The following is a 12,894-nucleotide window of genomic DNA, read 5'->3' on the forward strand; positions in this document are numbered from 1 at the left end:
TATATGACCAACGAAATCACCATTCTTGCTACGCTCGCTTCTGTTCACTGGATTGCACTAATGAGCCCAGGTCCAGACTTTGCACTGGTAGTACAAAACACTACACGCTACGGACGCAAAACCGGCCTATATATAGCCTTGGGTTTATCATGCGGCATTTTGCTGCATTCACTATTCAGCCTAACTGGCGTCAGTTATCTGATTCAGCAGCACCCAGCCCTATTTGCGCTTGTGCAATTGATGGGCGGTGGCTATCTACTTTATCTCGGTATAGGTGCGCTATACGCCGTTTGGTCAACCCGCCATCAGACTGCCAATAACAGTGGCAATACCACTGGATATCTACTAGCAAGCAAACGCCAAGCTTTCGCTCGCGGATTTGCCACCAACATTCTCAACCCAAAAGCATTAGTATTTTTCCTTAGCTTGATGTCGAGCTTAGTGCCGAGCGATATGTCTTGGGAAGGTAAAGGCATCGCCCTACTTATTCTTTGGTCATTGTCGTTGGTTTGGTTTTCACTTTTAGCGTGGTTGCTGTCCAGTGTTCGCCTGCAACAAAAATTGCACCGTGCAGCAAAATATATTGATGGCGGATGCGGAATCATCTTCTCATTTATTGGATTCACTATTATTTATCGTTCGCTAGTTGATTTTTCTGTATTGCTCGCAGCGGCCTGATCATCCTTTTGCCAATCTCTTTGTGCGAGATCTCTTACAAACAACTGCGGAGATCTCGCATTGTGACTGAGAAAAACATCTACAATTAACTTAAGATTATGTTTTTATTGAATTTAATCTTAATAAAATAAAAAGTTCACGAAAAGAAATCGATTGCACCAATTGTTCTCACGCGGGAAATACGTAATATTAAACGTGTCGGAAGGATACTGACACGGAACAGGAAATTACCACGGATTAGGTAATCTTCAGGAAGAAGATACGGTTATTCAGGAAGAATAGTCGGCATGGAAAGCAAATTGGACATTGAACGGACGCAATAGTGACTAGGATGGTTGCTACTAAGGATGGGAAATGGACACCTCTGGACGAGGCAAGGACTGAACATCAGGATGATGTCATGGACACCGCTCAGGGACCAAGTGATGAGAGCTAACGAGGATTGTTAGCAGACCAGGATAAGGTCAAGGACACCGCTAGGACGGCGACGAAAGGAATACGCTGAAGGACTACAGCACACTATCATGGATTAGATGCATGGAGCACTTTTAGTAGCCGGATTGCTGCGAGTAAGACTATAACCCCGAAGGGCGTGAGCCCCTCGGGGTTTTTCTTTTTCTTCTGCGTAGAGAAAATTTTAGCGTTGTTGCTAAATGCGCTCACGCCCATCACATAGTTAACTATGCTCAGGGGATTCGCTTATTTATCGCCTAGCTAAAACTTCCTCTACTTTGAAGTAACTGCGAGCTTAGAAACCAAACCATCGACAAAAACATAATAGTTCTAATGGAAAATTATTCGAAAGCATCAACTGCAAATAGATTGGTACGTACGATATCGGTTTGCTCGAAAGGTTCATTTATTTATCGCCTAACGAAAATTCCCGCTACTTTAAACAATCACGCCTAACCAAGTCGTCACTCGATACGACATGCCAAGTCTGTACAGCTAAAAATCTTTTTGTTCAGAAAAAGCGGATTTACACTGCTAGAAAAAGAAAATTAATTTATAAATAACAATGATTTATTTAATATTCACTAGTTTACGTACAGCTTTTCGAGCTTTTGGTTACCTATAGGCCAAAGACTAAAAAGGCGTACCGAAGTACGCCTTTGCATTTAATTTACGTCAGTGATTACAGCTTTTCTAACCTTGCGTAAGCGGTCACTAGCCACTTAATACCTTCACCGTTAAAGGCAACTTGTACTCGGCTTTGTGGGCCACTACCTTCAAAGTTGATGATGGTGCCTTCACCAAATTTTGGATGCAGCACTCGAGAGCCTAGGCTAAAGCCAGTTTCATTAAAGTTCTCTTTGACGACCGTTTGACTAAAGCGACCTGAGCTTGCAGGGCGGCTGACTTGCGCTTTCATGCGCACTTCATCTAAACAGCCTTCTGGCAATTCTTTAATAAAGCGAGACGGTTTATGGTATTTATCTTGGCCATATAAGCGACGCATCTCTGCATAAGTGATGTAGAGTTTTTCCATTGCACGTGTCATGCCTACATAGCAAAGACGACGTTCTTCTTCTAGGCGTCCTGCCTCTTCAGCTGACATTTGGCTTGGGAACATCCCTTCTTCAACCCCAACCATAAACACCAGTGGGAACTCTAGACCTTTTGCACTGTGCAGCGTCATTAATTGCACCGCATCTTCAAACTCATCGGCTTGACCTTCACCCGCTTCCAACGCTGCGTGAGTCAAGAAAGCGGTTAGCTCGCTCATCTCGTCCGCTTCTTCTGGTTTTTCAAACTGACGCGTTGCAGTAACCAATTCTTCCAAGTTTTCAATACGTGCTTTTGATTTCTCGCCTTTCTCTTGCTCGTACATCGCAAACAGACCAGAGTATTTGATCACATGGTCAGTTTGTTGATGCAACCGCATTTCACAGGTGTCATCTTCCAGCGCATTAATCAGTTCGATAAAACGGCTTAACGCCCCTGCCGCTCGACCTATCAGCACTTTCTCATCAATAAGAGCAATACTTGCTTCCCACAAAGTACAACCGCGATCACGGGCCGCAAAACGCACGGTTTCTAAGGTCTTGTCACCCAGACCACGCGTTGGTGTGTTGACCACACGCTCAAACGCCGCATCATTAGTACGGTTATTGATAAGGCGCAGATAACCGAGAGCATCACGAATTTCCTGACGTTCGAAGAATCGCATACCACCATAAATACGATAAGGCAGACCCGCTTGAAGCAACGCTTCTTCCAGTACACGTGACTGGGCGTTATTGCGGTACAACATCGCGGCATCGTTTAACACTCCGCCTTTATCTTGCCACTCTTTAATTTTACCCACGGCAAAACGTGCTTCATCCAACTCATTGTAAGCGGCATACACCGAGATTGGTTCACCCACATTACCGTCGGTCCACAACTCTTTACCCATACGCTCGGTATTATTGGCAATCAGCGTGTTCGATGCCTCTAGAATGGTTTTGGTCGAACGGTAGTTCTGCTCCAAACGAATGGTGTTCACGCTTGGAAACTCGAGGGTAAACTTCTCGATATTTTCGATTTTTGCGCCACGCCAACCGTAGATCGACTGATCGTCATCACCCACGATCATCACGTGCGAATTCGGCCCAGCCATCATACGCAACCACGCATACTGAATGTTGTTGGTATCTTGAAATTCGTCGACCAGAATGTGTTTAAAGCGTGCTTGGTAATGCTCACGGATCGCCGTTTTATCACGCAGCAATTCATGTGCTCTTAATAAAATTTCAGCAAAATCGACCAAACCTGCTCGATCACACGCTTCTTGATAAGCGCTGTAGAGCTGTAAGTATGTTTTAGTCACTGGATCGTGGTAAGCATCAATATGCTGTGGGCGCAGACCCTCATCTTTTTTGCCGTTAATCCACCAGCAAACTTGGCGTGGTGGCCACTGCTTTTCATCCAGGTTTTGCGCTTTGATCAGACGCTTCAACAGACGCTGTTGATCATCACTATCAATGATTTGGAAATCTTCCGGTAGCTTAGCATCAAGATAATGGGCACGTAGAATGCGGTGGCAAATACCGTGGAAAGTTCCGTTCCACATACCCGATGCACTACCCATCATAAGCTCTTCAATACGACCACGCATTTCTGCCGCCGCTTTGTTGGTAAAGGTTACCGACATAATTGAAAACGGAGACGCTTGCTCAACCGACATCAGCCATGCAATACGGTGTACCAGCACACGAGTTTTACCACTGCCTGCTCCAGCAAGAACAAGTAGGTTTTCAATTGGAGCAGCAACGGCTTCACGCTGTTTATCGTTTAGACCGTCGAGAAGTAAAGAAGGATCCATCATGGCTAAGCTACTGGTTATTTATACATAAAAGTTGATTATAACCTAAACAGCTTGGTGATATGAGAAGAAAAAACAGAAATTTTTGCCAATTTTTTACGCAGGCATTTCAGCATGTTAATGACAATTTCTGCTGTTTTTTTTATCGTCACGAATAATTTTTTGAAAGTTTTCGCTGCGTTTTTCTATCTTTTTAAGGGAGCAAACTGTTGAACAGCTTGCCAAATTTAACCAAAGGAAAATCAGTCGAGGAATTTACTATGAAAAAGTCTAATCTAGCTGTAACTGCTGCAATCACAGGTCTATTGGCGATGGGTACGCTAACTGCAGCTCCAGCTGTCGCCGCAGAAAAAGAAAAATGCTACGGCGTTTCTAAAGCAGGTAAAAACGACTGCGCAACTAAAACAAGCTCATGCGCAGGTACTGCCAAGGAAGATGGTCAAAAAGATGCATTCGTGGTAGTTCCAAAAGGACTATGCGACAAATTGGTTGGCGGTAACACTCAGTCATCTTAAGTCTTGCATGGCGCGCTAACGCTCAATTAGCGCGCCACTTCTTTTACTTACCTATTTGTTTACCGCTTAGTTAGGGATGACTCGTGACCACAAGCTCTTATCACCCATCAATTGGCGTAGGATTACGTTCGCCGCATATGGATTACTTTTTATCTGAGCCTGCGCAACTATCTTGGTTAGAAATCCATAGCGAGAACTATTTTAAATCCGACTCCATTGCTCGCCAGCAACTACAACAAATTCGCCAACACTATCAGATTAGCTGTCATGGAATTGGCCTATCGCTCGGCAGCGTGGGGCGCATCAATTCTCAACATATCGCCCAACTTTGCGGTCTGGTGAACGACATCGAACCAATACTGGTTTCAGACCATTTAAGCTGGAGTGAAAACGGTGGTCATTACTTCAACGACTTACTACCACTGCCTTATACCGAAGAGGCCCTAAATGTGTTTTGCCGCAATGTGCTGGAAGTACAAGATGCGCTTAAGCGCCCGCTATTAATTGAAAACCCATCGAGCTATGTAAAATTTGCGCATTCGACTATTGCTGAGTGGGATTTTCTCACCGAAGTACAACGCCGAACAGATTGCCGCTTACTGCTCGATTTCAACAACATTTATGTATCCGCCTTTAACCACGGCTTCAGTTGTGAGCAGTATTTACAAGCTATCCCTAGCCAAGCTGTCGACGAAATTCATTTGGCGGGTTTTACCGTCAAACAGCTAGAGAAAGGTGAGATTTGGATTGATACGCATAGCCGCCCGGTCAGTGACGAAGTTTGGCAGTTGTACACCGCTTGGGTGCAGCAACACGGGGCTCGACACACGCTTATTGAGTGGGATTTGGATATTCCTACACCTCAAGTGCTACTTGGTGAAGCCATCAAAGCCAGTGACATTGTTAAAGCGCATGCGACGAAAGCACTCATCACCAAGGAGGCGCTATGAAGCTTGCCGAGTTACAACAGCAATTTGCGAGTGCGCTTCATTATCAAGCGTTAGGTGAGGACTGCCAAATCATCAGCGATATTTTTGATGCCGACGAGCGGATGCAAATCTACCGCAACAATTTTGTGATCAGCTTAAGTGAAGCACTACAAGCTACCTACCCGATGGTTGAAGCGCTGTTGGGTGAAGAATGCTTTGCCCAAGTAGCCCGCCAGCACGTGCTCAATCAGCCACTGACCTGCGGTGATGTGACCCATTATGGCCAAGGATTTGATCTGTCACTGCAAAGCTTTAATGCGGTGATGGAAGCCGCACCTTATATTGCTGAAGTGGCGAAATTTGAATGGGCGTGCGATGTCAGCCAGCAATGCTTCTCGGTCGATCGTAACCAGCATCGGCAAGAGGCCGATTATTCACTCGAGGAGTTAGCACAACTACCGGCTGAGCAACACGGCTTTGTGCAATTTAGACTGCACGCTGATGTGGTGTTATTCGCCAGTCAATATGCGGTTTATGCGCTGCAACAGACCATCATTCAACAGCCACAAAACTTAGCAGATCTGGATATTCAACAGCCTCAGCAAGGCATATGTGCATGCGACAGCAACGGCAGTGTTTGGTGCTTAGCATTAGAGGATTCGTTATACCAACTGCTGATCAAATTGCATCAAGGCGAAATGCTCGCTGATATTGACCCGCAGCTTTTAACCTCCCTTAACCAAGCGATCGAACTCGAACTTATCGCTGGCTTTTCATTATCTCAATCAGATGCAAATTAAAAGGAGCGCACCATGAGCACTAAATCAATGATCGATAGCTATGATGACCTGATTGGCAAACTGCAATGTGTGTTCATTCCGCTACTACTGCTGTTCTGCCGTCTATGGGTGGCGTGGGTCTTTTTTAATTCGGGACTAATTAAAATCAGTTCATGGGACAGCACCCTCTATCTATTTGAGTTGGAATACCAAGTACCGATTCTGCCTTGGGAACTTGCCGCTTATATGGGAACTGCCGCAGAGTTAATTCTGCCAGTATTTCTTGCCTTGGGTTTACTGACACGACCAATGGCGGCAATTCTGTTCGTGTTTAATATTATCGCCGTCGTCTCCTACCCATTACTGTGGGAAAAAGGCTTCTACGACCACCAGCTGTGGGGCTTGATGATTCTTATCGTTATCGTTTGGGGCCCAGGCCCATTTTCAATCGACAAACTAATCAAATCCAAAATCCAAAACTAATCCCAAACACAAAAATGCAAAAAGCCTTCCAATCGGAAGGCTTTATTATTTTTAATCGATCAAATTCGGCACTAAGCCAAACTAGTTGGCGATGTAGCTAGGCGTCCAAGGAGTAAAGCCTCTTCTAATCCCAATCATTCTCAATGCAGTTGAGAGTTTCTGCTAGGCAGCAAAGTTTCACTATCTAGGAGCATAGACAACCACTTTTGAGAGCAAGGTGACTAGAAGTACAACAGCTAAATCCTGCACTAACGCAAACTAGTTGGCGATGTAGCTAGGCGTCCAAGGAGCAAAGCCTCTGAACATAGACAACTATGTGATGAGGTTTGCGAGCGCAGGACAACAACGCTACAGCGCCAAATAGGCAGGGTTAGGCTAGGATGCCTGAATGACGTAGAAGAGCATCAATCTCTGGCTCTCTTCCACGGAAACGCTTAAACAGCTCCATCGGCTCTTCACTGCCGCCCATTTCTAGGATGTTATTAAGGAAGCTTTGCCCGGTTTCTTTGTTAAAAATGCCTTCCTCTTCAAAACGTGAGAACGCATCTGAAGACAACACTTCTGCCCACAGGTAGCTGTAGTAACCGGCGCTATAACCACCAGCAAAGATATGGCTAAAGCTATGAGAAAAGCGGTTCCATTCCAGACCTGGCAGCACAGCTACTTTCGCTTTGACTTCGGCTAATGTTTCTAGCACTTTCGGGCCTACTTCTGGGTCGTACTCGGTATGCAGCGTAAAATCGAACAAACCAAACTCTAGCTGACGCAAAATGAACATCGCTGATTGGAAGTTCTTCGCAGCCAGCATTTTATCCAGCATTTCTTTTGGTAGTGGCTCCCCGGTTTCGTAGTGGCCAGAAATAAACGCTAGCGCTTCTTCTTCCCAACACCAGTTTTCTAGGAACTGGCTTGGCAGTTCTACCGCATCCCATGGCACACCGTTGATACCTGATACCGCACCAGTATTCACTTGAGTTAGCATATGATGGATACCATGACCAAACTCGTGGAATAGCGTCACTAGTTCATCATGAGTAAACAGCGCTGGCTTGTTGCCCACTGGCTTGTTGAAGTTACAAGTTAGGTACGCCACTGGTGTTTGCAGCTCACCATCAAGGGTAATACGACGACCACGGCAATCATCCATCCATGCACCGCCACGCTTATGTTCACGCGCATACAGATCGAGGTAGAAGCTACCACGCAGTGTCTTCTCGCTATCAAAGATATCGAAGAAACGTACAGACTCATGCCAAGTATCAACACCTTGACGCTCGGTCACTGTCATACCAAATACTCGATTGAGTACCTCAAACAGACCGCTTACTGCTTTTTGCTCTGGGAAGTAAGGGCGTAACTCTTCATCTGAAATCTGGAACAGGTGCTGCTTTTGTTTTTCGCTGTAGTAAGCGATGTCCCAAAGATTAAGTTCTTCAACGCCAAACTCACTCTTAGCGAATTGACGCAATTCTTCAACTTCACGCTCACCTTGTGGTTTCGCTTTGGTTGCTAGGTCATTCAAGAAGCCCAGCACTTGCTCTGGCGTTTCTGCCATTTTGGTTGCCAGCGACTTTTCGCTGTAAGTACCAAAACCAAGCATACGCGCAATTTCGTGACGCAGTTTTAGCTTCTCAGCGATAATTTCACTGTTGTCCCACTTACCGGCATTTGGACCACGATCAGACGCACGAGTAACGTACGCTTCGTACAACTCTTGGCGCAATGCTTGATTGTCACAGTACGTCATCACTGGTAAGTACGATGGAATATCGAGCGTTAATAGGTAACCATCGAGCTCTTTCGCTTGTGCGGCTGCTTGCGCCGCTGCCAATGCAGATTCTGGCATGCCCGCTAGATCTTGTTCATCCGTAATGTGCTTAGTCCAACCCATGGTGGCATCGAGCACATTGTTAGAGAATTGCGAGCCGAGCTCAGACATACGCTTGCTGATTTCACCGTAACGGCGCTGCTCTTCTACCGGCAAACCGATACCCGATAGTTCAAAATCACGCAGTGAATCGGTAATGGTTTTTTGCTGCGCTTGCGTTAGCTCGGCAAAGGCTGCACTGCTCTTAATCGCTTTATAAGCATCAAACAAGCCTTTATGCTGGCCAACCCAAGTACCGTATTCTGAAAGAATTGGCAGACAACTTTCATACGCTTCACGCAGTTCGTCACTATTAACCACTGAATTCATGTGGCTCACAGGTGACCAAATGCGGCTTAGGCGGTCATCCACCTCTTCGATTGGTGCAACAATATTTTGCCAAGTTGGCTCAGTGGTGTTTGCCAACACTTGCTCAATTTTGTCGCGGCAATCGCTAATCGCTTGCTCGACTGCAGGCTTAATATGCTCAGGTTTGATCTGAGAGAATGGCGGTAAGTCGGTAAAGGTAAGAAGCGGATTGGACATAATGCATTCCTTATGTTTGCACAAAGCGAACTGACGAAATCGTCACTAAAATTTTTATTACTTGTTTAGTAAATATAGGTAAGTTAAGCGATTTTCAATAGTCACCTAGGCGAATATGATGACAAGCGAGGCAGAATCAGGGCTGCAGCGACGGATAAATCCATCATCGACTGACTCGGCAAATACTGCATCTCACACCCAGTTGGGTATATACTAATCCCAATTGTAAATCCTAAGACCATGGTCATCAGACCGTATAGAGAGTGTCCCTTGCTGAGTTATCGTCACAGTTTTCACGCTGGCAACCATGCCGATGTCGTTAAGCACATTGTGCAAAGCCTTATTCTTGATGCACTAAAGCAAAAAGATAAGCCTTTCGTTTACCACGATACCCATTCAGGTGTTGGTCGTTACGACTTAACCCATGAATGGTCAGAAAAAACTGGCGAATACAAACAAGGTATCGCACGCATTTGGGATAACCCAAATATTCCTGCGGATATTCAAAGCTACATTGATTCAATCAAAACATTGAACAATGGCGATGCGCTACGTTACTACCCTGGTTCACCTCGTGTAGCTCGTGCGCAAATTCGTCCACAAGACCGCATGGTGCTCACAGAGCTGCACCCAAGTGATCATCCGCTGCTTGAACAAGAATTTGAGCGTGACCGCCAAGTCAGCATCTACAAAGAAGATGGCTTTAAACGCTTAAAAGCAAGTTTGCCACCACAAGAACGCCGTGGCCTAGTGCTGATCGACCCGCCTTATGAACTGGCAAAAGAATACCGCGATGTGGTGCAAGCGATTTACCAAAGCCACAAACGTTGGGCGACAGGTATCTACGCTATTTGGTACCCAGTGGTAAACCGCTGCGATATCGAAGACATGATTGAAGGCTTAGAAGGCCTAGGCATTAATAAGATTCTACAAATCGAATTGGGCGTGTCACCAGATACTAACGAACGCGGCATGACAGCATCAGGCATGATTGTAATCAACCCACCGTGGAAGCTAGAAAGCCAGATGAAAGAAATTTTGCCTTTCCTACAAGAGGCAATTGCGCCAGTAACGGGTCACTGGAAAGTCGATTGGATCGTGCCAGAATAATTCACACTGACATAAAACCAGCTTTTACCCTATCTAAAGTGCAGCCATAAAAAAGCTGCGCTTTTTTATTCTAATTACATCTCTCTCATCGCTATTTATCATAAGTAACCTCACTTTTTCCCATTTAGGAAATTGCTAGATTCGATTTATGATAGCAACATAGGATTAGGTGCCAATTCGTCGGGTAACATTGAGTTAACTCATTGCCACCCCAATGTAATTGCTAACACAACAATTAATAAGCTCTTGGAGAAAGTAATGGCGACTCATTTTGATTATATCTGTATCGGTGGCGGCAGCGGCGGCATTGCATCAGCAAACCGTGCAGCTATGTACGGCGCAAAAGTTGCTCTAATTGAAGCAAAAGACCTAGGTGGTACGTGTGTAAACGTAGGTTGTGTGCCGAAAAAAGTGATGTGGCATGGCGCTCAAATTGCTGAAGCCATGAATCTTTACGCACCAGACTACGGTTTTGATGTCGACGTTAAAGGTTTCAACTGGAGCAAACTGGTAGAAAACCGTCAGGCCTACATTGATCGCATTCACCAATCTTACGATCGCGTATTGGGCAACAACAAAGTCAACGTGATTAAAGGCTTTGCTAAGTTTGTTGATGAGAAAACCGTTGAAGTCGATGGCGAGCTATACACAGCAGATCATATTCTGATTGCGGTTGGCGGTCGTCCGACTATTCCAAACATTCCAGGCGCAGAATACGGCATCGATTCAAATGGCTTCTTCGATCTTGCAGAGCAACCTAAACGTGTTGCGGTTGTGGGTGCAGGTTATATCGCCGTTGAAATCGCAGGCGTACTAAGCGCACTAGGCACTGAAACTCACCTATTCTGCCGTAAAGAATCACCACTACGTAGCTTTGATCCAATGATCATCGAAACCCTAGTGGAAGTGATGAATGCTGAAGGCCCAACGCTACATACGCACTCAGTACCAAAAGAAGTTGTAAAAGAAGCGGATGGCAGCCTAACTCTACACCTTGAAAACGGTGAGAGCCAAAACGTTGACCAACTTATCTGGGCAATCGGTCGCCACCCAGCGACAGATGCTATCAACCTAAGTTCAGCAGGTGTCGCGACCAACGAACGCGGTTACATCAAAGTAGATGAATTCCAAGCGACGAACGTCGCAGGTATCTACTGCGTGGGCGATATTATGGAGGGCGGCATTGAGCTAACTCCAGTAGCGGTGAAAGCGGGTCGTCAACTTTCAGAGCGTCTGTTCAACAACAAACCAAATGCGAAGATGGACTACTCACTTATCCCTACCGTGGTGTTTAGCCACCCGCCAATTGGCACCATTGGTTTGACAGAACCAGAAGCGATTGCTCAATACGGCGAAGAAAACGTTAAGGTTTACACCTCTGGCTTTACCGCAATGTACACCGCTGTGACTCAACACCGTCAACCTTGCAAAATGAAGCTGGTTTGTGCGGGTGAAGATGAAAAAGTGGTTGGCCTACACGGCATCGGTTTTGCGGTCGATGAAATGATTCAAGGCTTTGGTGTAGCGATGAAGATGGGCGCAACTAAAGCGGACTTCGACTCAGTCGTTGCCATTCACCCAACGGGTTCAGAAGAGTTTGTTACCATGCGTTAACCGCATGTGCGCAGCGCACATAGCGCAACTTAACTAAAACTAAGCCCAGATTTTTATCTGGGCTTTTTGTTGGCTAGCGATAACTTAAACCACTAAATACTTAGCGACAGCCTCTTTCACTACTCGAGACTTATCTTTGCTCAATAGTTCAACCAGTTGTGCGCCATCCTCGGCTTGGCTAAGAATCTGAGGCAACTGTGCTCTGCGCCCTGCATGCAAGTAATCCAAGGTATCCGCAAAACGACCAAAATTGCCTCGAGCATGGTGCTGAATAAAATCACAACAGATCGCAAACTCAGCGTTCTTAATACAGAACAGCGTGATATGGGCTGGATTCACTTCCAGATCAACTAGCCATTTAAGCAAAAAGTGCATCCCATTTTCACTGCTCTCTTCCTCGCGCTCTTGTTCAAGGTATTGCTCAAAATCGATCTCACCCTGCTGCAATAACTCCAATAACCATGCCTTTTCATGCTGACCTTCTAATAACTTAAAGCCACGATAATCATGGTTAAGCATTAGGTGCAATAAACGATTTCGCTGCATCGGCGGTAACATCCACAGCAATTGCTTCAACGTGTATAAGCGATATTCATCGACGCTTGATCTGAAATTTTCAGTCTCAATTTGTGCCGCATACAAACGATGTATCTGCGCATACTCAACATCACCATTAAGATAAGCCAATGTTTGCGCCACAATATGCTCAATACGGACAGCTGCGTCTTGGAGTTGCTTAAAAGGGAAAGCACCGCTTGAGGCTCAACGTCTGCTGACACAATTACCAATAGACCTCTAGGTAATGCATCCTCATAAATTTCCAACGGCAGCTCTTTATCGGCAATGAGTATTTCATAGTGCTCACCTCGTTGTTGCACTATGGTGCTTTGCATCCAGCTTGCACCATCCATATAGCAAGACTGGTCATGAATCGTGCTTTCAGTCGCCACTATCGGCCTGCGTAATTTTGCGGCACTTTATCGCCATAACCGACATACACACAACCAGTGCCAAGCTCATGCGCCAAAGCAAACTCCAAGAGCGAAGGTTTAACTGCGTAACAATC

10 protein-coding genes are annotated in these 12,894 nt (G+C 45.6%); 7 read left to right on the top strand and 3 right to left on the bottom strand.

The window, feature by feature from the left end:
* The first annotated feature begins 3 nt into the window (after positions 1 to 3).
* Complete coding sequence (locus Vt282_RS13240; protein ID WP_162063598.1) at positions 4 to 678, top strand: LysE family translocator; 675 nt, start codon at positions 4 to 6, stop codon at positions 676 to 678.
* A 1,135-nt stretch (positions 679 to 1,813) separates the two neighbouring features.
* Here the strand turns inward: Vt282_RS13240 and uvrD are convergent.
* Complete coding sequence (uvrD, locus tag Vt282_RS13245; protein ID WP_162063599.1) at positions 1,814 to 3,988, bottom strand: DNA helicase II; 2,175 nt, start codon at positions 3,986 to 3,988, stop codon at positions 1,814 to 1,816.
* Positions 3,989 to 4,245: 257 nt separating this feature from the next.
* Between uvrD and Vt282_RS13250 the strand changes: the two genes are divergently transcribed.
* From Vt282_RS13250 to Vt282_RS13265, 4 genes are all read left to right on the top strand, one after another.
* Entirely contained in the window at positions 4,246 to 4,500 is a 255-nt protein-coding gene (locus Vt282_RS13250) for a BufA1 family periplasmic bufferin-type metallophore (protein WP_162063600.1), read from the top strand.
* 83 nt (positions 4,501 to 4,583) lie between these two features.
* On the top strand, positions 4,584 to 5,450 hold the full coding sequence (gene bufB, locus Vt282_RS13255; protein WP_162063601.1) for an MNIO family bufferin maturase: 867 nt from the start codon (positions 4,584 to 4,586) through the stop codon (positions 5,448 to 5,450).
* Positions 5,447 to 6,229 (top strand): HvfC/BufC N-terminal domain-containing protein, encoded by a 783-nt coding sequence (locus tag Vt282_RS13260; RefSeq protein ID WP_162063602.1) that lies wholly within the window; start codon positions 5,447 to 5,449, stop codon positions 6,227 to 6,229. Before bufB ends, Vt282_RS13260 begins: the two co-directional genes overlap by 4 nt.
* Positions 6,230 to 6,241: 12 nt before the next feature.
* Complete coding sequence (locus tag Vt282_RS13265) at positions 6,242 to 6,691, top strand: DoxX family protein (protein WP_162063603.1); 450 nt, start codon at positions 6,242 to 6,244, stop codon at positions 6,689 to 6,691.
* Between the two features lie 370 nt (positions 6,692 to 7,061).
* Here the strand turns inward: Vt282_RS13265 and prlC are convergent, their stop codons facing one another.
* Entirely contained in the window at positions 7,062 to 9,104 is a 2,043-nt protein-coding gene (gene prlC / locus Vt282_RS13270) for an oligopeptidase A (protein ID WP_162063604.1), read from the bottom strand.
* A 270-nt stretch (positions 9,105 to 9,374) separates the two neighbouring features.
* Between prlC and Vt282_RS13275 the strand changes: the two genes are divergently transcribed.
* Both Vt282_RS13275 and gorA read left to right on the top strand, forming a co-directional pair.
* Complete coding sequence (locus tag Vt282_RS13275) at positions 9,375 to 10,214, top strand: 23S rRNA (adenine(2030)-N(6))-methyltransferase RlmJ (protein WP_162063605.1); 840 nt, start codon at positions 9,375 to 9,377, stop codon at positions 10,212 to 10,214.
* 258 nt (positions 10,215 to 10,472) lie between these two features.
* Positions 10,473 to 11,828 carry a glutathione-disulfide reductase gene (gorA, locus tag Vt282_RS13280; RefSeq protein WP_162063606.1) on the top strand — a complete coding sequence of 452 codons (1,356 nt, stop codon included), beginning with the start codon at positions 10,473 to 10,475 and terminating at the stop codon, positions 11,826 to 11,828.
* 84 nt (positions 11,829 to 11,912) lie between these two features.
* Here gorA and Vt282_RS20655 read toward each other — a convergent pair whose 3' ends face one another.
* Entirely contained in the window at positions 11,913 to 12,527 is a 615-nt protein-coding gene (locus Vt282_RS20655) for a hypothetical protein (RefSeq protein WP_232055057.1), read from the bottom strand.
* Between the last annotated feature and the right edge of the window lie 367 nt (positions 12,528 to 12,894).

This window comes from Vibrio taketomensis, from assembly GCF_009938165.1.
GTDB classification, from domain to species: domain Bacteria; phylum Pseudomonadota; class Gammaproteobacteria; order Enterobacterales; family Vibrionaceae; genus Vibrio; species Vibrio taketomensis.

Excerpts from the sequence above, each read along its gene's own strand:
- Vt282_RS13240 (WP_162063598.1), top strand. The coding sequence starts at position 4 with ATGACCAACGAAATCACCATTCTTGCTACGCTCGCTTCTGTTCACTGG.
- uvrD (WP_162063599.1), bottom strand. The coding sequence starts at position 3,988 with ATGATGGATCCTTCTTTACTTCTCGACGGTCTAAACGATAAACAGCGT.
- Vt282_RS13250 (WP_162063600.1), top strand. The coding sequence starts at position 4,246 with ATGAAAAAGTCTAATCTAGCTGTAACTGCTGCAATCACAGGTCTATTG.
- Vt282_RS13260 (WP_162063602.1), top strand. The coding sequence starts at position 5,447 with ATGAAGCTTGCCGAGTTACAACAGCAATTTGCGAGTGCGCTTCATTAT.
- Vt282_RS13265 (WP_162063603.1), top strand. The coding sequence starts at position 6,242 with ATGAGCACTAAATCAATGATCGATAGCTATGATGACCTGATTGGCAAA.
- prlC (WP_162063604.1), bottom strand. The coding sequence starts at position 9,104 with ATGTCCAATCCGCTTCTTACCTTTACCGACTTACCGCCATTCTCTCAG.
- gorA (WP_162063606.1), top strand. The coding sequence starts at position 10,473 with ATGGCGACTCATTTTGATTATATCTGTATCGGTGGCGGCAGCGGCGGC.